This is a genomic window from Micromonospora sp. NPDC005252 (assembly GCF_042872475.1).
In the GTDB taxonomy this organism is placed as follows: domain Bacteria; phylum Actinomycetota; class Actinomycetes; order Mycobacteriales; family Micromonosporaceae; genus Micromonospora.
In genome coordinates this window covers 416,600-439,247 of the sequence record NZ_JBIAKN010000004.1, presented here as the reverse complement: position 1 = coordinate 439,247, position 22,648 = coordinate 416,600, and the positions used below count along the sequence as shown (strand labels likewise).

The following is a 22,648-nucleotide window of genomic DNA, read 5'->3' as shown; positions in this document are numbered from 1 at the left end:
GCGGGACGCGGCGGGCGGCCGCCCGGTGTCGCCCCCGGGCCGAGGCCCCGGCCCCGTCGCTTCCCCCCCAGGATCGTCGGCGGGGCCGGTCAGGCCTTCGCCAACAGGTCCAACACGACCCGCTCGATCTCCTCGCGCGGCGCACCCGGGTCCACCGGCGCCACCACTCCGTCGTGGTAGAGGTCGACGACCCGGGGGTCCACGTAGGACGTCCGCGCCACCGTCGGCGTGTTGCCCAGCAGCTCGGCCACCGCACGCATCACCGCCGCCACCGCCCTGCGCCGGGCGGTGGCCGAGCGGGCCGGGTCGGCCGCGGCCAACTCCGCGGCGGCCAGCACCGTGGCATGCCAGGTGCGGAAGTCCTTGGCGGTCATCTCGCCGCCACTGGCGTCGCGCAGGTAGCCGTTGACCTCGTCACTGCGTACGTCGCGCCACTCCCGGCCGTCCCAGTAGCCGAACAGCCGGTCCGCCCGCCGGCGACGCCGGCGCAGGTTGACCAGCACCTCGCACAACTCCGGGTCCTCGATCCGGCGCACCTGCTCGATACCGCCCTTGGCGGGGAACTCGAAGACCACGCAGCCGCCGCGTCTGCGGGCGTGCTCCGGGCGCAGGGTGGACACCCCGAACGTCGGGTCGTCGCCGGCCGCGTACTGGTCGCTGCCGACCCGGAACATCCCCATGTCGAGCAGTCGGGTCACGGTCGCCAGCACCCGGTCCCGACCCAGCCCTCGCCCGCCCAGGTCCTGTCCCACCCGATCCCGCAGCCCCGGCAACCGCCGGGCCACCTCCAGCATGTGGTCGAACTTCGCCGCGTCCTGCTTCTCGCGCCACACCGGGTGGTAGACGTACTGCTTGCGTCCGGCCGCGTCGATGCCGGTCGCCTGGATGTGCCCGTTCGCGTGCGGCGCGATCCACACGTCCTGCCAGGCCGGGGGGATCACCAGCTCCCGCAGCCGCGCCAGGGTCGCGGGATCCCGCACGACCGCACCCCCCGGATCGACGAAGGTCCAGCCCTTACCGCGCCGGCGTCGCCCGTAACCGGGCCGACCCGGGTCGCTACGCCGCAACCGCACCGGAGACCCGCACCGCCCTTTCCACCTCGTCCACGGCGGCCAGCACCTCGTCGAGGCGCAGGGCCGTCAGTGTCGGGTGGCTCCCTACCCCGTCCCACCTGCGCCAATCCCCCGCACCGGCCCACAGCGCCCGGTGTCGGGGCCGGTCCGGCGGTGGCCCCCACGCCGCCGGAGGCACCGGCCCGAAGAGCACCACCGACGGGGTCCCGTACGCGGTGGCCAGGTGGGCCACGCCGGTGTCCCCGCTGACCACCAGCCGGGCGTCGGCGACCAGCGCGGCCAGCGCGCCGAGGTCGGTCCGGCCGGCCAGCACGGCGGCCGGCGCGAGGCCGGCCGCGTCGGCGACCCGAGCGGCCAGCGCGCGTTCGTCGGCCGAGCCGGTGACCAGCACCCGGTGCCCCCGTTCGTCGAGCGCCCGGGCCAGGGCCGCGAACCGTTCGGCGGGCCACCGCTTGGCGGGGACCTTGCTGCCCGGATGCAGCAGGGTGGCGCCGGCGGGTCGGCCGGCCTTTCCGGGCCGACGCAGGCCGAGGTCACGGCGGTCGGTCGGGATGTCGTACCAGGACAGCAGCCGGCACCAGCGGTCCACCTCGTGCTCGTCGTCGACCCACCGCGGCCCGTCGCCGAACCCGGCGGCGGCGTTCGCGAAGGCGAGCAGCCGCCCCGGACGGGCGGCGGCCAGCAGCCGATGCGACTGTGGGCCGCGTCCGTGCAGATTCACCGCGACCTGCGGGGCGGGGCCGGGCCAGGACGGCCCGTCCAGCCCGGCGGTGTCCACCAGCCGGTCGACGCCCCCGACCAGGTCGACCAGCGGGGCCAGGCCGCCGGGCGCGGCGAGCGCCAGCTCCCTACCGGGGTACGCGGCCCGCAGCGCCCGCAGCGCGGGCACCGCGGTGACCAGGTCGCCGACGCCGAGGGCGCGCAGCACGAGGATCACGGGTACGACGTCTCCTGCTCGGCGCAGACCACCATCTCGCGCACCGCGCAGCCGGGCGGCTGGTTGAGCGCGAACATGACCGCCGCGGCCGTGTCGACGGGGTCGTTGAGGATGGCGTCCGGCCCCGGCTTGTACTGCGGGTCGCGCTCGTCGAAGAACGCGGTACGCATCCCGCCGGGAATGAGCAGGGTGACCCCGACCTGGCCGGCGAGCTCGGCGGCCAGGGCGCGGGTGAACCCGACCACGCCGAACTTCGCCGCGCAGTACGCGGTGGCGTCGCTGACCGCCTTGACCCCCAGGGTCGAGGCGACCGTGACGATGCGGCCCCGAGAGGTCTGCAGGAACGGCAGCGCGGCCCGGATCACCGCGGCGGTGGCCAGCAGGTCCACGGCGACGATCCGATCCCAGATCTCCCCCGGCACGTCGGCGAGCCGACCCGGCACGTCCATGCCGGCGGCCGTGACCACCGCGTCCAGGCCGCCGGCCTGCTCGGCGAGGTGCTGGGTGGCCACCTCTGCGGCGCGGGTGTCGGCGAGGTCGCACTCGGTCCAGGACACGCCGTCGACCGGCGCCTGCCGGTCCAGCACGAGCGGACGGCCACCGGCGGCGACCACCGCCGCGACCACCGCCGCGCCGAGCCCGCTGGAGCCGCCGGTGACCAGGACGGTGGGCCCGGCGCCGGACCTCGTGGCGGTCATCGGCTGCGCTCCCGCGTCGTCGACACCGGCTGCTGCGTGCGTCCGCCCAGGCCGGGGGACTGCCCGCCGGCCGAACGGGTGATCAGGTCACTTGTGGAACGACCGTCCAGGTACGGCACCACCACCGTGTTCCCGCCCCAGCGGCGCAGGACCTCCGCCTCGGGGAGCCCGGCCGCGTCTGGGCCGCCGGTCGCGTAGTCGCCGCCCTTGACCCAGACATCGGGGCGCAGCCAGGACAGCACCGCCTCCGGCGTCGGCTCGTCGAAGACGAGGACGGCGTCGACGCAGCTCAGCGCGGCCAGCAGCCGGGCCCGATCACCCTCGGACATGACCGGCCGGTCCGGCCCCTTCAGCCCGGTCACGCTGGTGTCGGAGTTCACGCAGACGATCAGGCAGTCGCCGAGCTGCCGGGCGGCCTGCAGGGTGGCCACGTGCCCGGCGTGCAGCAGGTCGAAGCAGCCTCCGGTGGCCACCACGGTGCCGCCGGCACCCCGCACCTCGGCGAGCAGCGTGGCGACCGCCGCGATGCCCACCCGCTCATGCCCCGGGCCGGCGACCCCGTGCCCGCTCGCCGGTCCGCGGTTCGACCCCGCCCGCAGGACGCGCGGAAACGGCTGCTCCGGTGGCGGCAGCGCCGTGGCCACTCCCCCACCCGCCACGTACGCGGACGCCTCGGCGACCGCCGCCTGCACCGCCTCGGAGACCAGCGCGCCCTCGGCCAGCGCGAGACTGGCGGCGGCGGCGAACCGGTCACCGGCCCCACAGGTGTCGCCCTCGGCGCTGCCCGGGGTGGGCACCACAAGCGGCGTCGACCCGGCGTGGCAGAGCAACGCGCCGTCCCCGCCCAACGTCACCGCGACCGCGCCCGCCCGCCACCGCCGCCGCAGCCCCTGCGCACCCCGGGACGCGGTGGCCAGCCGGGACGCGCCGGGCAGCGCGGAGACCAGCTCGCGTACCTCCGACTCGTTCGGGGTGACCAGGTGCACCCCGGGCACCGCGGCCGGGCCGCGCGGGTGCGGGTCCCAGACGACCGGCGCGCGGGTGGCGGCCAGCGCGGCGCGCAGCGCGGGCTGGCGGGCCACTCCCCGGCCGTAGTCGCTGACCAGCACCGCCGACGCCGCGGCGAGCACCCGCAGCACCTCATCGGAGGGCTGACCCGGCTCGCCGGAGGCGCCGCCACGGTCGTGACGCAGCAGCACCCGGCCCCGGGCCCGCAGCCGGATCTTCTCCGGGGTCGCGCCGGACAGGCTCAGCGGGTACACCTGCACGCCGGCCGCGGCGAGCAGCGCGCTGAGCCGCGCGCCCCCGGCGTCGTCGGCGAGGGCGGTGATCAGCACCACCTCGGCGCCCTGCGCGGCCGCGAAGACCGCGGCGAGGCCGGCGCCGCCGGGTCGGTCGACGGCCGAGGTCTCGTCGAGCACCGGCACCGGGGAGTCCGGGCAGAGGCGGTTCACCACCCCTTCCACGTCCCGGTCGAGCAGGGTGTCCCCGACCACCACCACGGGTCCCCTCACGCTTTCCCCCTCATCCTCACGCGTCGACCTGCTGTCCGGCCCCGCCGTCGAGCACCACCTCGACCCCGGTCCGCACCGGCCCGGACGCGAGCCGACCGGCCGGTGCCGGCTCGGCGGGCACGCCCGCGGCGGCCCCGGTCACGGCCAGCGCGGCGGGCAGTTCCTGTTCGAGGTACTCGCAGATCAGGTGGCTGGTGACGAGATGCAGCTCCTGGACGACCTGGGTGTCTGCCGACGGCACGGCGAGCACCTCGTCGCAGGCGTCGGCGAGCGGGTTGGGAGCGGGCCCGGTGAGTGCCCACGTGGTCAGGCCGGCGTCGCGCGCCGCGTGCGCGGCGGTGAGCAGGTTGAGGCTGGTGCCGCTGGTGCTGAGCAGCAACAGGACGTCGCCGGGCCGGCCGTGGGCGCGGACCTGACGGGCGTAAACATCGCCGTAGCCGTAGTCGTTGGCGATGGCGGTCACCGCGCTGGTCTCGGCGTGCAGGGCGATGGCCGACAGGGGCTGGCGGTCGTCGTGCAGCTTGCCCACCAGCTCGGCGGTGAGGTGCTGGGCCTCGGCGGCGCTGCCACCGTTGCCGGCGACGAGCAGCCGTCCGCCGCCGGCCAGCCGGTGCGCGAGGGCCGCGCCCCAGCGCGCCAGTTGCGGTTCACACCGGCGGTACGGCGCCAGTGCCGCGGCGAGGTTGGTCAGGTGCACGTCGAGCGGGCTGCCCGCCGGCATCAGGCCACCACCCGGGTCGGCCGGCGCACGGCGGCGACCTCGCCGTAGACCTCGGCCAGGCGTTCGGCGGTGGCCTCCCAGGAGTAGCGCGACCGGGCCCGCTCGCGCGCCGCCGTGGCGTACCGGAAGCGGCGGATCCGGTCGTCGAGCAGCCGCTGGATCGCGGCGGCGAGGGCCTGCGGGTCCCGGGCCGGTACGAGGTCGCCGGTCGTGCCGTCGACGACGGTGTCGCGGATGCCGCCCACGGCGGTGCCGACGACCGGCACGCCGCACGCCATCGCCTCCAGCGGGGTCAACCCGAACGGCTCGTACCAGGGCGCGGCGACCAGCAGGTCCGCCGAGCGGTACCAGCGGCCCATCTCCTCCCGGGGCACCGCGCCGACGAGGTGCACCCGGTCGGCGACCCCGCACGACTCGGCCAGGGCGCGCAGCCTGCGGGCGTACGGGTCGGTCTCCAGCAGCCCCTCGGGCGGGCCGCCGACCACCACACACTCGGCGTCGGGCACCAGCGCCATGGCGCGGACCACCGTCTGGAAACCCTTGCGCTCGACCAGCCGGCCCACGGTCAGGATCCGGGCTCGGACCGGCTCACGGTCGGCGACCGGCCCGAGCGGGGAGAACGAGGCGAGGTTGACCCCGGAGGGCACGACGGTCATCCGGGACCGGGGCACGCCCATCCGGACCAGCTCTCCGACCTCGTCGCGGCACTGGGCGACCACCCGGTCCACCGAGCGGCCCAGTTCCCGCTCGTAGGAGATGCGCCGGGCCGGGCTGGTGTCCTGCACGCCCTGGTAGCGGCGCTTGACCGTGCCCAGCGCGTGGTACGTCTGCACCACCGGCACCCCGGTCTGCCGACCGGCGGTCAACGCGGCCAGGCCACTCATCCAGAAGTGCGCGTGGATCACCTCGGGCGTCCAGTCCCCGCCGCGCCACCGCTCGATGAGCCAGCGGCTGAACTCGCGCATGTGCGGCAGCAACGCGTCCTTTGCGACCGGCTCGGCCGGACCGGCCGGCACGTGCACCACGTCGTACCCGTCCGGGGCGCGCACGGTCACCGGCAGGTCGAGGGCGTCGCGGCGGGTGTAGACCCGCACCTCGTGCCCGGCGGCGGCGAGCGCGGCTGACAGCTCGGCGACGTGCGTGTTCTGGCCGCCGGCGTCCTCGCCTCCGAGGATGGCGAGCGGGCTGGCGTGCTCCGAGATCATCGCGATCCGCATACTTCCTCCTCCAGCAGCCGGTCCCAGTCAGCGAGGAAACGGTCGAGGCCGTACCTGTCCCGCGCGGCGGCCCGTGCCGCCACGCCGGCCTGACGTGCGGCCGCCGGCTCGGCGATGAACCGGCGGGCGGCGTCGAGCAGGGTGTCCATCCGGGTGGCGAGCGCCCCCGCCTCCGGTGGCACCGCGGTCACCGCCTCGGTGGTGGCGAGCGCGACGACCGGCATGCCGATCGTCATCGCCTCGATGAGGCTGAGCCCGAGGGAGGTCCAGCGGCACAGGTGCAGGTACGCGCGCCGGCGGGCCAGCTCGGCGTGCATCCGGTCCTGGGGTACGTCGTCGTGGCTGGTGAGCCGGTCGGCGGACAGCCCGAGATGGTCGGCGAGACCCGCGACGCCCATGCCGAACACGTCCAGCGGCGCGATCTCGGCGAACTCGGGCAGCAGGTCCGTGCCGGTCACCCGGCCCCGCCGCACCGGTTCGTTGATCACCACGGCGAGCCGGTCCAGTTCACCCGTGTACGACACGGTCGGCGCGACGATGCCGTGATCGACCACCCTGGTGCGGGTCGCGCCGGTGTCCCAGAAGATCTGGTTGAACCCGGTGACGTGGGCGACGAGCAGGTCGGCGCGGTCGGCCATCGGGTGGCGGGTGTTCGGCACGTCGCCCTTGGGGGTGTTGTGCTCGACGTAGATGGCGGGCACATCACGCCCGGGGCGCCGCCCGAGCCACTGCTCGGCCAGGTCGATCTCCTCTGGACGTTGCAGGACGACCAGGTCGACGTCGCTGCCGGGCAGGTCGTCGGGGGCCACCTCGACGGCGCTGTCCGGCCACGGGTAGGTGCGGGCCCGGCCGAGGCCGTACGGACCACGGTCGGGTGTGGTGGGGATCAGGTAGCGGTGGCTGCCGTGCACGAAGGACGTGGTCCAGGAGCCGTGCACGTGCCAGAGCAGGATGTTCATCGGTTGCCACCACCGCTGGGCACGAGCGTGCGTACCGCCTCGACCACCTCGGCCGGGTCGAGGCCGCTGAGGCACGGGTGCCCCGGGACCGGGCAGCTGGCCGCCCGGGTGTCACGGCAGGGCGCGCCCGCGTCGCCGAGCCGGACGGTGGGCACCCGGTAGGGCCCCCACTGCCCGAAAGGGACGGTCGGCGCGAAGAGGCTCACGACCGGCACCCCGGCCGCGGCGGCCAGGTGCGCGGGCCCGGTGTTGCCGACCACCACGGCGGCGGCGTCCGCGACGAGCGCGGCCAGCCCGGCCAGGTCGGTCCGGCCGCCCAGGTCGGTGCCGCCCGCCGCCGCGACCCGGGCGGTGACCGTACGCTCGTCGGGCCCGCCGGTGACCAGCACCCGATGCCCGGCGGCGGTCAGCGCCGCGGCGATCCGCGCCGCCAGCTCGGTCGGGCAGGCCCGGCTCGACGCGGCCGACCCGGGGTGCAGCACCACGTAACCGGGGTCACCGGCAGCGGCCGGGCGCAGTGCCACGGTGTCGCCCCGGAGCCGGAGCACGGGTTCGTCGCCGACCGGCAGCCGGTAGCCGGCGGCGGCGGCGAGGGAGAGCGCCCGCTCGGGTTCGGGGACGCCCACCGGCACCCGGTGGCGGATGTCCACCAGGGAGCCCGGGTAGTCGTCGCTGATCGCGGCGATCCGGTTGATCCCGGCCATCCGCAGCAGCAACGCGAGCGGCAGGGCGGACTGGTGGAACGACGTGAACACCACCGCCTCGTCCGCGCCGACGGCGGCGAGACGGGCGGTCAGGCCCCGCATGGCGTCCGGGTCGATCGGCGCCGGCGCGGGGTCGATCCACGGCAGCGGGTGCTCGATGATCTCGTCGACGCCGGGCAGCAGCTCGGCGGCGGCGCGTCCACGGGGCCCGCAGAGCAGCACCACCCGCCGCGCGCCGGCCGCGACGGCGCGGATCGCCGGCCCGGTGACGAGCACGTCCCCGGCCGAATCCGAGCGCACCACCAACGCCGTGCCCACCCGCTCGCCGGCCTCGGCGGGTTGCACGGCCCGCTGGCGGCGCAGGATCTCGTCCACCGCCGAGGGCAGGTCCGCGGCCACCCAGCCGGCGGCGGCGATCTCCTCCGGTCGGGTCACCGGGGTGGGCACCAGCACCCCGGCCGCACCGGCGGCCAGTGCCGCGTCCACGTCGCGGCCGATGTCACCCACCAGCACACAGCGCGACGCGCTCGTGCCCAGCTCGCGGGCGGCGGCGTGCACCAGACCGGGCGCCGGTTTACGGCAGTCGCATCGGTCGGAGTCGTCGTGCGGGCAGACCAGCCAGGCGTCGAAGCCACCCAGCAGCTCCTCCACGCGGGCATGCACCGCCCGCATCTGCTCCTCGCTGAAGTAGCCCCGGGCCAGACCCGACTGGTTGGTCACCACCGCCAGGCGCAACCCGGCGGCCCGCAGCCGGTCCAGCGCCGCCCGCGCCCCCGGGACCGGACGGACCTTCTCCGGGTCGCCGTTGTACGGCACATCCTCGATCAGCGTGCCGTCGCGGTCGAGCAGGACCGCGTCGTACAGGACTCCCCCGGGGGGTTCAGCAGGCCCGTGGCCAGCCCGGCCAACACCGGCGTAAACCCGGGCTGACCTGCGCTGATACGGATCCTCCTGGTCCTGTCGCACAGCCGGCGGGTTCCCGGCGCCCCGAGGAGTAAACGTCGTCGTCGGCGCCGTGGGCCAACGCCGGCGGCGGTGCCCCGGTCGGCCTTACCCGCCGCTTCCGAGAAGCTAACCCGCCGGCCCGTTAACCTCCGTCGCGAGGCGGGTATGGGAGCCCAGTGGCGATAGTGGAGAAAGTAATCGACGCTCCCCCGCAGCGGGTGTTCGACGTGCTGGCCGACGGGTGGACGTACAGCGACTGGGTGGTCGGGACCGCGCACGTGCGCGACGTGGACGACGCCTGGCCACGGGTGGGCAGCCAACTGCACCACCGGGCCGGGCCGTGGCCGTTCTCGTTGCAGGACGCCTCGACGGTGCTGGCCTGCGAGCCGCCGCACCGGCTGGTGCTGCGCGCCGGCCTGTGGCCGGCCGGCGAGGCGATCGTGGCGTTCACCCTGGAGCCGGTCGACGGCGACGCCACCCGCGTCCGCCTCGGTGAGGACTTCGCGGCCGGCCCGCTGCGCTGGATCCGCAACAAGATCAACGACCTGGTGCTGCACCTGCGCAACCGGGAGACGCTGGACCGGCTCTCCGACATCGCCACCCGGCAGAAGGGCTCCCGGTGACGGGGCAGACGGTGGTGGTGACCGGCGCGAGCGCCGGTGTGGGCCGCGCGATGGCCCTCACCGCGATGGCCCGTCGCCTGCGCTGAGCGCGCCGCCACCTGCGGCCGGCCCGATCGACGGGGAGCCTTTTCAATCCGGATCGGGCAACTGGCTACCCTCTCAGGTAGCCCTGTCCGCAAACCGAGGATGTCCGACATGATCGAGCCCGTCCAACTGCCGTCGCCGTGGCGAGACGCACACCTGACCGTCGTCGTGCCCACCTACAACGAGGCGGGCAACCTCCCGGCGCTGGTCGAGCGGCTGCTCGCGCTGCCGCTGCCGGGGCTGCGCATCCTCGTCGCCGACGACAACTCCCCCGACGGCACCGGCGAGGTGGCCGACAAGCTGGCCATCGAGTATCCGGAGCGGATCGAGGTGATGCACCGGGCCGGCAAGGAGGGCCTGGGCCGGGCGTACGTCGACGGGATGACCCGGGCTCTCGATGGCGGCGCCGAGTTCGTGGCACAGATGGACGCCGACCTGTCGCACCCGCCGGAGGCGCTGCCGGGGATGCTGGGCGCGCTGCTCTCCACCCAGGCCGGCGTGGTGATCGGCTCCCGGTACGTGCCCGGTGGCGAGCTGGACGAGAACTGGCCGCTGTACCGGCGCGCACTCAGCGGATGGGCGAACCTCTACGTGCACACGCTGCTGCGGGTGCGCATCCGGGACCTGACCGCCGGTTTCAAGATCTGGCGGGCCGACGCGCTGAAGGACATCGGCCTGCACCGCGTGCAGTCCAACGGCTACAGCTTCCAGGTCGAGATGCACTACCTGGCGACCAAGCTGGGCCACACGATCCTGGAGGTCCCGATCCGCTTCGAGGAGCGGCGCGACGGCGTCTCCAAGATGACCACGGCGACCAAGGTCGAGAGCGCGCTGATGCCGTTCCGCCTGCGCAGCAAACACCGCAACATCACCAACTGACCCCGCCCCCAGCGGTGATCAAGAGGTTTGCGTCACCGGCGAGCCGGAATCTGACGCAAACCTCTTGATCACCGCATCAGGTCGGGGGGTAGACGGCCCGGTGGGCGGTGGCGATCGCCGCCGCGTAGGCGGCGCCGGTCAGGGCACGGTCGCGGGCCAGGGCCGCGCGGGCCGCGTTCGCGCCCGGTGCGCCGTGCACCCCACCGCCCGGGTGCGCCGACGAGCTGGCCAGAAAGAGCCGGTCCACCGGGGTGTCCGCCCGGCCCAGGCCGGGAATCGGGCGCAGGAACAGCTGCTGGTACGCGGCGGCGGTGCCCCCGCCGAGCGCGCCCCCGACCAGGCTCGGGTCGCCCTTCTCCAGCTCGGCGGGCCCGGCCACGTGCCGTCCCACGATGAGCTGCCGGAAGCCCGGGGCCGCCGCCTCCAGCACGTCCTCCATGCGCTGCACGTGCCCAGCGATCTCCTCAGCCCGCCAGTCCCGCCGGAACGGCAGGTGGGTGTACGACCACAGCGACTCGGTGCCCGGCGGTGAGTGGCTCGGGTCGGCCACGGACATCTGCCCGACCAGCAGGAACGGGTCGCGGGGCAGTTCGCCGCGGGCGAGCTCGCCGGCGTAGCGGGTCAGCCCGTCGAGGTCCGCGCCGAGATGCACGGTGCCGGCGCCGGCGACCTCCCGGTTGGTCCACGGCACCGGAGCGGAGAGCGCCCAGTCCACCTTCAGCGTCGAGCCGTCCCACCGGAAGTGCGCCAGGTCCTCGACCAGCCGCGACGGCAGCACCGAAGCCCCGACCAGGTCGAGGTAGAGGGCCGGGGCCGGCACGTCGGCGAGGACAGCCCGGCGGGCCCGCCACAGCGCGCCGCCCTCGGTGCGGACGCCCATCGCCCGGCCGCGCGCGGTGAGCACCCGGTCGACCCGCGCGCCGTAGAGGATGCGGCCACCGCGCTCGGACAGGCGGGCCACCAGCGCGTTGGTGATCTGCCGCGCGCCGCCGTCGGGCACCGGCCAGCCAACCTGCTGGCCGAGCATGGCCAGCAGCCAGCCGTACACGCCGGAGCCGGCCTCCTCGGGCGACAGGTCGGTGTGCAGGGCGCAGCCGGCGAGCAGCGCCGGCCCGCCCGGACCATCGAACAGCTCGTCGCCGAGCTTGCGCACCGGCACCACGAGTCGGCGGGCCAGCCGCAGGGCGCCCGCGACCCGCAGCCGGCGCAGCAGGCCCAGGCCGCCGCGCACCGGGGGGAACGGCGTGGTGATGGTGGTGAGCATCGGCTCGGCCACGTCGAGCCAGTCGGTGTACGCGTTCAGCCAGCGCTTCCCGTCGCCGGGGGCGAACTGCTCCAGCGAGGCAGCCGTGACGTCCGGATCCCGGTTGATCACCGCCGCCCGGCCGTCGGGCAGCAGGTGTGCCAGCACGTCCGGGGCGTGCCGCCAGGACAGCCCGTACCGGCCCAGGTCGAGGCCGTTCAGCACCGGCGAGGCGTACCCCAGGGGGTAGAACGAGCTGTAGAGGTCGCTCAGGTAGCCCGGGGCGGTCACCTCGGCGGACTGCACCGCGCCGCCGGGTACGGCGGTCGCCTCCAGCACCACCACGTCCCAACCGGCGTCGGCCAGCAGGTTCGCCGCGACCAGGCCGTTGTGCCCGGCGCCGACGACGACGGCGTCCGCGCTCTGCGCGCCGGTGGTAGTCACCCGATCCGCCTACCCGGCGCGCAACCGGGCGAAACGCGTTTGTCTCGCCGGGGCCGGGGCATCCAGCGCCGCATGTACACGGTTGCGCAGCTGGTGGGCGGGGTGTGGGGCGCGGGCGGGGCCGGCGGCGAGCTGGTCGTCCACGATCCGGCGGACGGCGAACCGGTCAGCTCCGTGCCGGTCGCCACGGCCGACGAGGTCGGCAAGGCGGCCCAGGCGGCGCGGGACGCGACCGCGCAGTGGGCGGCGACCGCGCCGGCGGAGCGGGCGGCGGCGCTGCACCGGGCCGCGGACGCGGTCGCGGCCGTCACCGACGAGCTGGCGGCGGCGGTCACCGCGGAGATGGGCAAGCCGCTCGCGGACGCCCGCGGCGGCGTCGAGGCGGGGATCGGCACCCTGCGACAGTACGCGGAGCTGGCCCCGCTACGCGGCGGGCGGACGCTGAACGGCGCGACGGACGCGGTGGACTTCATGACGCCCCAGCCCCGGGGCGTGGTCGCCGTCATCACCCCCTGGAACGACCCGGTGGCGGTGTCCTGCGGACTGCTCGGCGCGGCCCTGGTCACCGGCAACGTGGTGCTCTACAAGCCCAGCGAGCGAACGCCGGCGACGGGTTGGCTGCTGACGCGCGCCCTGGACGCGGCGCTGCCGGCCGGGGTGCTGTCCCTGCTCACCGGTGGTCCGGAGGTCGGCGCGGCACTGGCCACACAGGACGTGGACGTGGTCGCGCACGTCGGTTCCACAGCCACCGGGCGGAAGATCGCCGCCGCCGCGGCCCGTACCGGCGCGAAGGTGCTGCTGGAGAACGGCGGCAGCGACCCGTTGGTCGTCGACGCGGGTGTCGACCCCGACTGGGCGGCGGAGCAGGCCGCGCTCGGGGCGTTCGCGAACGCCGGGCAGATCTGCGTCGCGGTGGAACGGATCTACGTACACCGGGAGGTGGCCGACGACTTCGTGGCGGCGCTGGTGCGGCGGGCCGGCGCACTGCGGGTCGGGCCGGGTCGGGACCCGGGCACCGAGCTGGGCCCGCTCGTCGACCGGCGGCACCGCGACCACGTGCACGGGCAGGTGAGCGCGGCGGCGGCGGCCGGCGCGCGGGTGCGTACCGGTGGGGAGGTGCCGGACGGGCCCGGGGCGTACTACCCGGCGACCGTGGTCACCGACTGCCGGCACGACATGGTGCTGGTACGGGAGGAGACGTTCGGGCCGGTCGCCCCGGTGGTGGTGGTCGACTCCTTCGACGAGGCGCTGACCTGCGCGGCGGACTCGGAGTACGGGCTGGCCGCGACGGTGCTGACCGCGTCGATGAGCCATGCGCAGCGGGCGTGGCGGGAACTGCCGGTGGGCACCGTGAAAGTCAACTCGGTGTTCGGCGGGGCGCCCGGCGGTGCCGCGCATCCGCGCCGGGCCAGCGGGCAGGGCTTCGGGTACGGCCCGGAGCTGCTGGACGAGTTCAGCGCCACGAAGGCGGTGCACATCGAGGCGCCCGGCGGCGGTCACTGGTGAACGCTACGGGCGGAGGCCGGGGTGGCGTCCGCCCGTAGCACGCTGTGCGTGGGTCAGTCGCCGCGAGCCTTGCGGGTGGCCCGGTCGTTGGCCTTCTCGATGGCCGTGACCAGCTCCGGCTTGGTCATGCTCGACCGACCGGGTACGTCCAGCTTGCGGGCCACCGACATGAGGTGGTCCTTGCTGGCGTTGGCGTCCACCCCACCGGCGGTGGGTGCGCGCCGCTCCGGGCCGCCGCCAGCGGCCTGCCGGTCGCTCGGGCCCTTACGGCCCTTCGGCTCCCAGTGGTCGCCCACCTTCTCGAACTGGTGCTTCACCGCCGCGAAGGCGGTGCGGTGCGACCGCTCGCCCTCGCCGTAGGTCTCCACCGCCGAGTCGTGTGTCTTCTCCCAGGTCCGCTGCGCCTTGTCCGGGGAGCGTCGCAGCGTGCTGGGCAGGTCCTCGCGCCCGGGCATCTCGTCCTCCTCCGTGTCGACAGAATCACTGTCACCGTTCCCCGCGGGCGGGGTGGCAAACGCGTCGCGGGCGGGGCCGCACCACGGCGGCGTCGGCCCCGGGTTTGTCGATTTCCCGCTTCGGGTACCGGCCGGGCCAGGCCCGACCGGATGACCGGTCATCCGGTGGCCGGGGAACAGGGAGCGGGCATGACGACCACGGAGCCCGGTACGACGCGCGCCGACACGCCGGGTGCGCCGGTGCCCCGGCGGATGCGGCAGCTGAGCTGGCGGACCTGGCGCGGGGTGCTGGTGCGCAGCGTGACGAACTTCGTCAACGACAACTGCTCCGACTGGGCCGCCGCACTCACCTACTACGGGGTGCTGGCGCTCTTTCCGTCCGCCATCGTGGTGGTGGCCCTGGTCGGTCTGGTCTCCGACGGCGAGCGGACCCTGGACACGGTTGTCGACCTCGCCAAGCAGGTGGGTGCCGGATCGGTGGTGGCTGACAAGGACGGCGGCGTGGTCGGGGTGATCCGGGCCGTGGTGGTTCAGCAGAGCAACGTGAAGGTGCTGCTGAGTTTCGGTCTGCTCGGCGCGCTGTGGTCGGCGTCGGGCTTCATCGGGGCGTTCACCCGTGCCTCCAACGCGATCTACGGGGTGACCGAGGGTCGGCCGGTCTGGAAGCTGCGGCCGGTGCAGATCGGCTTGGCCGCGGTGACGTTGGTGCTGCTCGCGGTGGTCGCCCTCGCGCTGATCGTCAGCGGCCCGGTCACCGACGCGGTCGGCGACCTGATCCACGCCGGCGGCCTGGCCCGGACGGTGTGGAGCGTGGCGAAGTGGCCGGTGCTCGCCATAGTCATGGCGGTGCTGCTGTCCCTGCTGTTCTGGATCGCCCCGAACGTGCGCCAGCCCCGCTTCCGCTGGCTCACCCCCGGCGGCGCGGTGGCCCTGGTCTCCTGGGCGGCGGTCTCCTTCGGCTTCGGCCTCTACGTGGCCAAGTTCGCCTCGTACAACACGACGTACGGGAGCCTGGGCGCGGCCATCGCGTTCCTGGTCTGGCTCTACCTGTCCAACTCCGCCCTGATGCTCGGGGTGCAGATCAACGCCGAGGTGCAGCGCGGCCGGCAGTTGCAGGCGGGCGATCCGGACCCGGCGGAGCCGGTGCTGCCACCGCGGAAGGCGGCCGCTTCCTGAGGGCCGGTTGTCCGCCCGGATGTCCGCGCCGGTTGTCCGCCCGGATGTCCGCGCTGGATCTCCGCGCCGGTTGTCCGCCCGGATGTCCGGCCCGGGGGCCGGTTCGTGACGCGGTGCCGGTTTACCGGGCGGGGTGCCGGGTAGCGCAGAAGGCATGGAGCGTGGCAACAGCAAGCACGGACCGAGGATCGACGAGCAGATGAGCCAGGAGGTCAGCGGCCTCGTGCAGGGGCCGGGGACCGGTGGCTCTCGGGTCGACGAGTCCCGGGTGCCGGAACCGGCCGGCGAGGACCAGCCGGAGACCACCACGGCACCGGCGGGCGACCTGCGCACCGGCACGCCGCAGGGGATGAGTTCCACCGACGTCGAGCAGCGCAGCCGGCTCGGCCGGTTCATCTCCATGAGCGCGCTGCCCGGCGACCGACTGGTGCTCATCGCCAGCGCCCGGGAGAACGAGGCGCCCGACGACATCGTGGCGGCGCTGGAGCGGCTGCCCGAGGGCACCGAGTACCAGACGGTCTCCGAGGTGTGGGCCGCGCTCGGCAACAAGAACGAGACAACTCGCTGGTGAGCAGGATCGTCCCCCGATCCGGCCATCACCCGCGACCAGAGGAGGGTTCCTGATGAGTGGCGTCACCGAACACGTCGAGGTCTCCGTACCCGTGCGCACCGCGTACGACCAGTGGACGCAGTTCGAGGAGTTCCCCCAGTTCATGGAGGGCGTGCAGGAGGTCCGGCAGCTCTCCGAGACGATGACCCACTGGACGGTGGACATCGCCGGCGTGAAGCGCGAGTTCGACGCCGAGATCACCGAGCAGCTGCCCGACGAGCGGGTCGCCTGGCGCTCCACCGGCGGCACCCAGCAGGCCGGTGTGGTGACCTTCCACCGCCTGGACGAGGGCAAGACCCGGGTCACCCTCCAGCTCGAGTTCGAGCCGCACGGGGTGGTCGAGCAGGCCGGCGACAAGCTCGGCATCGTCGACCGGCGGGCCAAGGGCGATCTGGAGCGGTTCAAGACGTTCATCGAGCGGCGCGGTCAGGAGACCGGCGCCTGGCGTGGCTCGGTGGACCGCCCGCAGCCGTGATCCCGCGAACCGACCGAGGATGGCCGCCGGAGTTCCCGGCGGCCATCGTCGTGTCTCGGGCCGGCTGGTACCCGTTTGCGATCATCGCGCCCGGGTACGGCTGAAGTCATGACGGACGACAGGGTGTGGCGCGACGAGGAACGGCTTCCGCTGGAGGAGTTGGAGCGCGCCGTGGCGGGCTCCAGCATCGACGGGCAGGCCGACGACGTGACCGGCAACGACGCCGGTGAGGAGGCCGCCTTCGGGCACGGGCCCGCGGCGGCCGACCGTGGCGGAGAGGCCGAGGGCGCCGGGCGGGAGCCGACCGACCCGCAGCGCGCCTACCGCCCGTCGACGACCGGCCGGACCGGACCGGACAACGGATAGTCCGCGTCGGGCAGAGCGGTCCGGGACTGGGCCGGCGCCCCGGACGCGGCGGGCTCGGACGCGGCGGGCCCGGCCGCTGCGAACCCGGACGCATCGGAGCCGGGGCCGGGCTGCTCCGGCCCGCTTCCGGCGGCGGGCCGGCGGGCGCCCAGTTCGTAGAGCACGATCAACGCCAGCGCGAGCACCACCAGGGCCGGGCCGAGCACCTGCACCGACACGTTGCTGATCAGCACGCCGAGGCCTGTCGGGACGAGCGCCGCGCCGACACCGGCGGCACCGATCTGCAACCCGATGGCCCGGTCCGCGTGCGCCGCGCCGACCCGGTCGGCGGTGGTGAGGGTGAGCAGGGGGAACACCGGCGCGGCGGCGAACCCCAGCACGACCAGGCCGAGCACGGCCAGCACGGCCGACCCGGGCACCGCTATCAGCGCCGCACCGAGGGCCATGCCGCCCAGGCTGACCCGCAACACCAGCCGGGGCCCCAGCCGCTCGGCGACCACGCCCTGGACCACCCGGCCGACGAAGAGGCTGCCCCAGTACGCGGAGACGCAGCCGCCCGCCACGGCGGCGCTCAGGCCGCGCCCCTGGGTGAGCAGCAGGAACGCCCAGAGTCCGGCGGACACCTCGATGGCGACGTACAGCGCGAAGGCCAGTGCCCCGGACCAGACCGCCGGCAGCCGCAGCGTGGCCAGGACCGGCACCCGGACCGCGGGCGCGGCGTCGGTCGTCCCCACGCCCGGCTCGGGAGCGGGAGCGCGACGCTGCCACGCGCGTACGGTGAGCGCGAACGCGGTGGCGAGAGCGAGTTGGGCGCCGGCCACGATGCCGTACCCCCACCGCCAGGCCAGCCCGGCGCTGAGCGCCGCCGTCATGATCAGTGGCCCGATCGCCACGCCGAGGCCGAAGAAGGCGTGCAGCCAGTTCATGTGTCGCGGGCCGAAGGCCCCGGCGGCGTACGCGTTGAGCCCGGAGTCGATCGCACCGGAGCCCAGCCCGAGCACCAGCGCGCAGCCCACGAGCACGGCCAGCCCGGGGCTCACGGCGTAGCCGGTCAGCGCCAGGCTGGCCAGCAGGGTGCTGCCGGCGAGCAGCGCGCCCACGCCGAGGCGGGCCAGCGTGAACCCGGCCAGCACGCTGGAGGCGAGATAGCCGACCGTGCCTGCGGTGAGCAGCAGTCCGACCGCCTCGGTGGGTACGCCGAAGTCCGCGCGGATCGACGGCCAGCCGACGCCGAGCAGTCCGTCGGGCAGGCCGAGGCTGACGAACGCGAGATAGGCCAGCAGGAGCAGCGTGGCGCGGGGCGGCGCGGGCGAGGTGGACACGGGACCCCATCCTGCCGCAGCGCACCTTACCGGCGGCGGGAGCCGCCCGTGCGCCGCGACAAGAACTGGTGTCCGGACGGTTGAGAATGCGGACAGCTCAGCCAGAATCGGCCGATCGGAGGACGGCAAAGGGGCCAGTTCGCGTAAGAATTTCGGGATGCATCAAGGCTCCGGAATCCTCTCCACGCGTCAGCGCCGCCTCGCCTGGCTCGGCTTCCTGCTCGCCGCGCTGCAGGCGCCCGTGTCGGCCTGGCTCGTCTCCGACGAGTCCTGGCTGTTCAGCCTCTGCGTCGCGCTCATGGTGGCGACCGTGATCATCGCCGACGACGCCGCCCGGCGTCGGCCGGCCAACGCGACCGGCGACTAGCCCTCGCCGACCGGCCGGGCCTCGTGTCCCGGTCGGCCCCGGGTGCGGCGGCGCTCCTTCATCTCCGCCTCGAACAGATGGCGTCGCCCGCCCACCAACTCGTCACGGGCCTGCCGGTCCAGTTCGCGGAACAGCGCGTGGTAGCCGTCGTCGAAGTCCTCGACGATCTGGAACGTCCACCGGCCGGCAATCACGTTGCGGCCGAGCAGTTCGGCGTCGATACGTTCGGCGATGTGTGGATGTCCGGCGGCGCGGAACTGCTCCACCGCGTCGTCGAGCATCAGGTCGGCGTGCCCGATCAACTGGTGCAGCGAGTACAGGTGCCCACGGGCCCGTTCCACGCACTCCAGCGCCTCGCTGAGCTTGCCCAGCGCCGCGACCGTCTCGTCGCTCACCCCTGCCGGCCGCCGGTGCCGCTCGTCCGGCCCGTCCGTCGGTTCCCCCATCGGTGCCTCCCTGCTGTCTGCCGCCCCACCCGGCGCCGTCCGTGCTCTGTGCCGGGCTGCGCCGTCCCTCTCCTGCTGCCCCGTCTGTGCCGGATCAACCCCCGCGGCCAGCCCGACTCGTCCGGTGGCACAACCGACACCCGCCGAGCGGCCGAGGCCGGCCCGGTGACCGGTCGGTTAGCCTCGGTCACCATGCGTGTGCCGTTCAACCGGGTCGCCTCCCGGACCGCCGTCGACTCGGCGCGGTCCACCCTGGCCGCCCTCACCGTCTCCGTGGGCACCGCCGGCCTCGCCGCCGCCGCCGCGCGTCCCGGACTGCTGGCGCTGGTCGACCAGCACGCCGCCGCCGTGCGGGACAGCCTGGACGGCGACCGGCGGCCGTTGACCGCCGCGACGCTCGCCGGCTACGCCGAGGGGGTACGCGAGGCCGCCCTGGAGCACGGGTGGACGCCGCCGCGGGGCCCGGTGGACTGGAGCGAGCCGGAGTGGCCGCTCACCCGGCTCGTCGCCGTCTGCGCGCTGGCCCGTTCGCTCGACCGTTCCTGACCCACCCGGTCACCCCGTACGGCTCGCGACGCGGAGAGGGCGCCCGCGCAACGCGGACGCCCTTCCCCTCACGATCGTGCCGTCGCGCCCCGCTACGGGCGGTACTGCTGGGTCTCGTCGGCCGCACCGGACTGGTACGTGCCGCGCCCACCGGACATCGTCGACTGCTCGTCGACCCGGGGCATGGCCTGGGTCCGGTCGCCGCCACGGTCGGCCATCTGCCGCTCCATGTCGCCGCGCCCGGCCGAGGTGGCCCGCCGATGCTCCTGCATCGCCCGGGCTTCCTGGGCGGCCCGGTCGAGCCAGCCGTCCCAGCGGTTCTGCATGGGCTTCACCAGACCACCGCCGACGCCGACGATCAGGATGCCGGCGACCGTGGCGAGCACCGCGATCAGCACCGGAGTGGTGACCGTGGTGGCGATACCCACCTGGTTCAGCGCGGCGATCACGCCGAGCGCGATGATGAAGATCGCCGTCAGGTCGGCCAGGACCTTGCCGTACGAGAGCCCGCCCAGCGCCCCGGTGACCAGATCGCGGGCGGCGTTGGCGATCGCGGCCGCGATCACCACGATGACGATCGCGACGAACGCGCGCGGCAGCCAGGCCACCACACCGCTGATCAGGTTACTGATCGCGTTGGGCCCCCAGACTCCGAAGGCGAACTGCAGGGTGAACAGCAGGACGGCGTAGTACGCCAACCTGGCCAGGATGTCGCTGGCGTCGTACTTCGTTCTCTCCAGTGCCCGTTTGATGCCTCCGCGTTCGACGGCCTCGTCGAAATGCACCCGTTCCAGCACCGCATCCACGATCTTGAGGACCGCTCTGGCGATGATCCAGCCGACCACGAGGATGACGATGAAGGCCACTGCCTTCGGGATGAAGAGCAGCACCGACCTCCAGGTGTCGGCGATGGCATCGCCGATGTCGGCCTGCCGAACCGCGAGGGTTTTCAGCATGATGTCCCTCCTGTCGCATGGACTGCGCCGGGGGCATACCCGGCCACCGGTGCGGCAGTCCGCGCGGCTCACTGCCATTTTTCCGACAAGTCGTCAAACAGGGGTCCTGACCTGCCCTAACAGTCACCCCGCCGGGGCCGGCCGCGACCCGCGCACATGATCGGATGCGGCTGGCCGACGGCCGGCTAGGCTGCGAACATGCCAGGAACGGTCGGGCGAGTCCCCACGCCAGCAATCCCGGTCCCCGGCGAATCCACCGGGCCCGGTGCGGCCGCCGTGCTCGCCCACGACTGGTCCGCCACCGCCCTCGGCCCGCGCGAGGGGTGGGATCCGGCGGTCCGGGCCGTGGTCGAGCTGATCCTCGCCTCGCCGATGCCGATGGCACTGGCGTACGGCGACGACCTCGTCCTGCTCTACAACGACGGCTATGCCGAGTTGTTGGGCAGCAAACACCCCGCTGCCCTCGGTCGACCGGCCGCCCAGGTGTACGCCGAAATCTGGTCGCTGCCCGGCTTCGGTGACGTGATCGAGCGCGCCTACCGGCAGGGCGTGCCCTTCCTGGAGAAGGAGTCCACGCTCCCCCTGATGCGGGACAGCTCCGGGGTGGTCGAGCAGGTGGTCTTCACCCGGGGTCACTCGGCCGTCCGTGACAGCGCTGGGCAGATCGTGGGAATCCTGACGGTGGCCGCCGAAACCACCCACGTGACCGAGCAGTTGCAGAGTCTCAGCGACGTCGCCGCCGCGCTCGCCGGCACCCTCACCCTCGACGACGTGGCCCGGGTCGCGCTGCGCCACACCATCACCACGTTCGACGCCGACCGGGTCTCGTTCGTGGTCGACGAGGGTGGCGGTGGCTGGCGGATGGTGCGCCGGGTCCGCGGCGAGCTGATGGACGAGGCTGACGAGCGGTTGCCGCCGCTGTGGCGGCGGACGCCGGCGGACTGGCTGGGCCCGGTCGCGCTCGCGGCCCGCTCGGGCGAGTCGTCGTTCACCCGTGACGGGCAGCCGCTGCGCGAGACCGCCGTGGACCGCCACGACCAGAAGATCCGGTCGATGGCCGTGCTGCCGCTGGGCACCTCGGTGATCCGGGGTGGGTTGACGGTCGGCTACCAGGTGCCGCACTCCTGGTCGGCGGCCGAGCGGGCGCTGCTGGCCGCCTCGGCGGAGCTGATCGGTCAGGCCGCGGAGCGGGCCCGGCGGTTCGAGACCCAGCACGGCACCGCCCAGTTGCTGCAACGCAGCATGCTGCCGGAGCACCTTCCCGACCTGCCCCGGCTGCGGATCGCGGCCCGCTACGACCCGGGGGTGGACGGCAACGCGGCCGGCGGTGACTTCTACGACGCGTTCCTGCTGCCCACCGGCGCGCTCGGCGTGGTGCTGGGCGACGTCGCCGGGCACGACGTGCAGGCCGCGGCGCGGATGGGGCAGGTGCGGGCGGCGCTGCGGGCGCTGGCCCTGGCCGACCCGGCGCCGGACGCGGTGCTGGCCGGGCTGGACCGGCTCGTGGCCAGCCTCGGCGTGGAGGCCGGCACCCACGAGCTGTTCGTCACCGTGGCGTTCGGGGTCATCGACGCCGAGCGCCGGGAGCTGACCCTGGCCAGCGCCGGTCATCCCGCCCCGCTGATCCGCCGGTGCTCCGCGGACGGCCGGTCGCACGCCGAGTACGTGGACCTGCCGGCCGGTCCCCCGCTGGGGCTGGGCGGGCGCCCGACCACCGTCACGGTCGCATTCCCTCCCGGCGACACCCTGCTGTTGTTCAGCGACGGCGTGGTGGAGCGGCGGCGGCAGAGCCTCACCGCCGGGCTGGACGCCCTCGGTGACGCCGTGGCCAAGGCCGGCACCAGTGATCCCCGCGCCCTCTGCGCGGTGGCCACCGCCGCCGTGTCCGGCGGCACCGAGGACGACGTGGCCGTGCTGGCGGTCGAGCACGCGCTCAAGCCGAGCCGGTCGGCGGCGATGGAGGTGCCGGCCGAGCCGACCGCGCCCAGCCGGGTCCGACACTGGATGACCGGCCAGCTCACCGAGTGGCAGGTGCCCGAGTCGGTGATCGGCGCGGCGGTGCTGTGCACCAGCGAGCTGACCACCAACGCGCTGCTGCACGCCGGCACGGCCGCCCGCGTGGAGATCGATCTCAGTCCGGAGCGGCTGCTGGTCTCGGTCGCCGATTCCGGCACCCGGGGCACCGTGACCCGGGCCCGCACGGACACGTTGAGCAGTCGCGGGCGCGGGCTGGGCCTGATCGAGGAGCTGAGCGACGCGTGGGGCACCGATCCGTCGGTGCGCGGCTCGACGGTCTGGTTCGAGATCCTCGTCCCGCCGGCCGAGCCGCGCTGAGGTCGACCGGCGTCGCCGAACCCGGACGAATCAGCCGGCCGCCGAACG

At 74.5% G+C, this 22,648-nt stretch carries 23 protein-coding genes; 10 read left to right on the top strand and 13 right to left on the bottom strand.

Annotated features, from left to right (window positions below):
- Positions 1-89: 89 nt before the first annotated feature.
- Genes ACFYPH_RS15025 through ACFYPH_RS14990 form a run of 8 tightly spaced genes read right to left on the bottom strand, consistent with a single transcriptional unit; the run spans position 90 to position 8,789 of the window.
- Positions 90-1,073: a DNA topoisomerase IB gene (locus ACFYPH_RS15025; RefSeq protein WP_355136257.1), complete on the bottom strand. Its 984-nt coding sequence runs from the start codon at positions 1,071-1,073 to the stop codon at positions 90-92.
- Positions 1,057-2,010 carry a glycosyltransferase family 9 protein gene (locus ACFYPH_RS15020; protein ID WP_387182061.1) on the bottom strand — a complete coding sequence of 318 codons (954 nt, stop codon included), beginning with the start codon at positions 2,008-2,010 and terminating at the stop codon, positions 1,057-1,059. The genes ACFYPH_RS15025 and ACFYPH_RS15020 overlap by 17 nt, the downstream gene beginning before the upstream one ends.
- On the bottom strand, positions 2,007-2,708 hold the full coding sequence (locus tag ACFYPH_RS15015; protein WP_387182058.1) for an SDR family oxidoreductase: 702 nt from the start codon (positions 2,706-2,708) through the stop codon (positions 2,007-2,009). Before ACFYPH_RS15015 ends, ACFYPH_RS15020 begins: the two co-directional genes overlap by 4 nt.
- Positions 2,705-4,222, bottom strand: a complete 1,518-nt coding sequence (locus ACFYPH_RS15010; RefSeq protein ID WP_387182055.1) for a PfkB family carbohydrate kinase — start codon at positions 4,220-4,222, stop codon at positions 2,705-2,707. The genes ACFYPH_RS15015 and ACFYPH_RS15010 overlap by 4 nt, the downstream gene beginning before the upstream one ends.
- Before the next feature lie 16 nt (positions 4,223-4,238).
- Entirely contained in the window at positions 4,239-4,946 is a 708-nt protein-coding gene (locus ACFYPH_RS15005) for an SIS domain-containing protein (protein WP_354861001.1), read from the bottom strand.
- Positions 4,943-6,160, bottom strand: a complete 1,218-nt coding sequence (locus tag ACFYPH_RS15000; protein WP_387182052.1) for a glycosyltransferase — start codon at positions 6,158-6,160, stop codon at positions 4,943-4,945. The genes ACFYPH_RS15005 and ACFYPH_RS15000 overlap by 4 nt, the downstream gene beginning before the upstream one ends.
- Positions 6,145-7,119: a glycosyltransferase gene (locus ACFYPH_RS14995; RefSeq protein ID WP_355136247.1), complete on the bottom strand. Its 975-nt coding sequence runs from the start codon at positions 7,117-7,119 to the stop codon at positions 6,145-6,147. Before ACFYPH_RS14995 ends, ACFYPH_RS15000 begins: the two co-directional genes overlap by 16 nt.
- Positions 7,116-8,789, bottom strand: coding sequence for an HAD-IIIA family hydrolase (locus ACFYPH_RS14990; RefSeq protein ID WP_387182048.1), 1,674 nt, complete (start codon positions 8,787-8,789; stop codon positions 7,116-7,118). The genes ACFYPH_RS14995 and ACFYPH_RS14990 overlap by 4 nt, the downstream gene beginning before the upstream one ends.
- 155 nt (positions 8,790-8,944) lie before the next feature.
- Here ACFYPH_RS14990 and ACFYPH_RS14985 point away from each other — a divergent pair, with 155 nt between their 5' ends.
- Positions 8,945-9,391 (top strand): SRPBCC family protein, encoded by a 447-nt coding sequence (locus ACFYPH_RS14985; RefSeq protein ID WP_355136245.1) that lies wholly within the window; start codon positions 8,945-8,947, stop codon positions 9,389-9,391.
- A gap of 195 nt (positions 9,392-9,586) precedes the next feature.
- Positions 9,587-10,354, top strand: a complete 768-nt coding sequence (locus ACFYPH_RS14980) for a polyprenol monophosphomannose synthase (protein ID WP_355136243.1) — start codon at positions 9,587-9,589, stop codon at positions 10,352-10,354.
- Positions 10,355-10,430: 76 nt separating this feature from the next.
- Here ACFYPH_RS14980 and ACFYPH_RS14975 read toward each other — a convergent pair whose 3' ends face one another.
- On the bottom strand, positions 10,431-12,041 hold the full coding sequence (locus tag ACFYPH_RS14975) for a phytoene desaturase family protein (RefSeq protein ID WP_387182045.1): 1,611 nt from the start codon (positions 12,039-12,041) through the stop codon (positions 10,431-10,433).
- A 72-nt stretch (positions 12,042-12,113) separates the two neighbouring features.
- On the opposite strand from ACFYPH_RS14975, the gene ACFYPH_RS14970 reads away from it, so the two are divergent.
- Complete coding sequence (locus tag ACFYPH_RS14970; protein ID WP_387182042.1) at positions 12,114-13,547, top strand: aldehyde dehydrogenase family protein; 1,434 nt, start codon at positions 12,114-12,116, stop codon at positions 13,545-13,547.
- 53 nt (positions 13,548-13,600) lie between these two features.
- Here ACFYPH_RS14970 and ACFYPH_RS14965 read toward each other — a convergent pair whose 3' ends face one another.
- Positions 13,601-14,002 carry a ChaB family protein gene (locus ACFYPH_RS14965; protein WP_354860117.1) on the bottom strand — a complete coding sequence of 134 codons (402 nt, stop codon included), beginning with the start codon at positions 14,000-14,002 and terminating at the stop codon, positions 13,601-13,603.
- Positions 14,003-14,191: 189 nt separating this feature from the next.
- On the opposite strand from ACFYPH_RS14965, the gene ACFYPH_RS14960 reads away from it, so the two are divergent.
- From ACFYPH_RS14960 to ACFYPH_RS14945, 4 genes are all read left to right on the top strand, one after another.
- Positions 14,192-15,178, top strand: a complete 987-nt coding sequence (locus tag ACFYPH_RS14960) for a YihY/virulence factor BrkB family protein (RefSeq protein ID WP_354860119.1) — start codon at positions 14,192-14,194, stop codon at positions 15,176-15,178.
- Positions 15,179-15,332: 154 nt separating this feature from the next.
- Complete coding sequence (locus ACFYPH_RS14955) at positions 15,333-15,749, top strand: DUF2795 domain-containing protein (protein WP_354860120.1); 417 nt, start codon at positions 15,333-15,335, stop codon at positions 15,747-15,749.
- 52 nt (positions 15,750-15,801) lie between these two features.
- Positions 15,802-16,263, top strand: coding sequence for an SRPBCC family protein (locus tag ACFYPH_RS14950; protein ID WP_387182038.1), 462 nt, complete (start codon positions 15,802-15,804; stop codon positions 16,261-16,263).
- Positions 16,264-16,371: 108 nt separating this feature from the next.
- Positions 16,372-16,629 (top strand): hypothetical protein, encoded by a 258-nt coding sequence (locus tag ACFYPH_RS14945; protein WP_354860125.1) that lies wholly within the window; start codon positions 16,372-16,374, stop codon positions 16,627-16,629.
- Here ACFYPH_RS14945 and ACFYPH_RS14940 read toward each other — a convergent pair.
- Entirely contained in the window at positions 16,584-17,951 is a 1,368-nt protein-coding gene (locus tag ACFYPH_RS14940) for an MFS transporter (RefSeq protein ID WP_387182034.1), read from the bottom strand. The genes ACFYPH_RS14945 and ACFYPH_RS14940 overlap by 46 nt on opposite strands.
- A gap of 157 nt (positions 17,952-18,108) precedes the next feature.
- Here ACFYPH_RS14940 and ACFYPH_RS14935 point away from each other — a divergent pair, with 157 nt between their 5' ends.
- Entirely contained in the window at positions 18,109-18,318 is a 210-nt protein-coding gene (locus ACFYPH_RS14935; RefSeq protein WP_354860130.1) for a hypothetical protein, read from the top strand.
- On the opposite strand, the gene ACFYPH_RS14930 is transcribed toward ACFYPH_RS14935, so the two are convergent.
- On the bottom strand, positions 18,315-18,764 hold the full coding sequence (locus ACFYPH_RS14930) for a hypothetical protein (RefSeq protein WP_354860132.1): 450 nt from the start codon (positions 18,762-18,764) through the stop codon (positions 18,315-18,317). The genes ACFYPH_RS14935 and ACFYPH_RS14930 overlap by 4 nt on opposite strands.
- A gap of 192 nt (positions 18,765-18,956) precedes the next feature.
- Between ACFYPH_RS14930 and ACFYPH_RS14925 the strand changes: the two genes are divergently transcribed.
- Positions 18,957-19,310, top strand: coding sequence for a DUF6401 family natural product biosynthesis protein (locus ACFYPH_RS14925; protein ID WP_355136235.1), 354 nt, complete (start codon positions 18,957-18,959; stop codon positions 19,308-19,310).
- 92 nt (positions 19,311-19,402) lie between these two features.
- Here the strand turns inward: ACFYPH_RS14925 and ACFYPH_RS14920 are convergent, their stop codons facing one another.
- Entirely contained in the window at positions 19,403-20,266 is an 864-nt protein-coding gene (locus tag ACFYPH_RS14920) for a hypothetical protein (protein ID WP_354860136.1), read from the bottom strand.
- A gap of 198 nt (positions 20,267-20,464) precedes the next feature.
- On the opposite strand from ACFYPH_RS14920, the gene ACFYPH_RS14915 reads away from it, so the two are divergent.
- Positions 20,465-22,600 carry a SpoIIE family protein phosphatase gene (locus tag ACFYPH_RS14915; protein WP_387182029.1) on the top strand — a complete coding sequence of 712 codons (2,136 nt, stop codon included), beginning with the start codon at positions 20,465-20,467 and terminating at the stop codon, positions 22,598-22,600.
- Positions 22,601-22,648 lie beyond the last annotated feature (48 nt).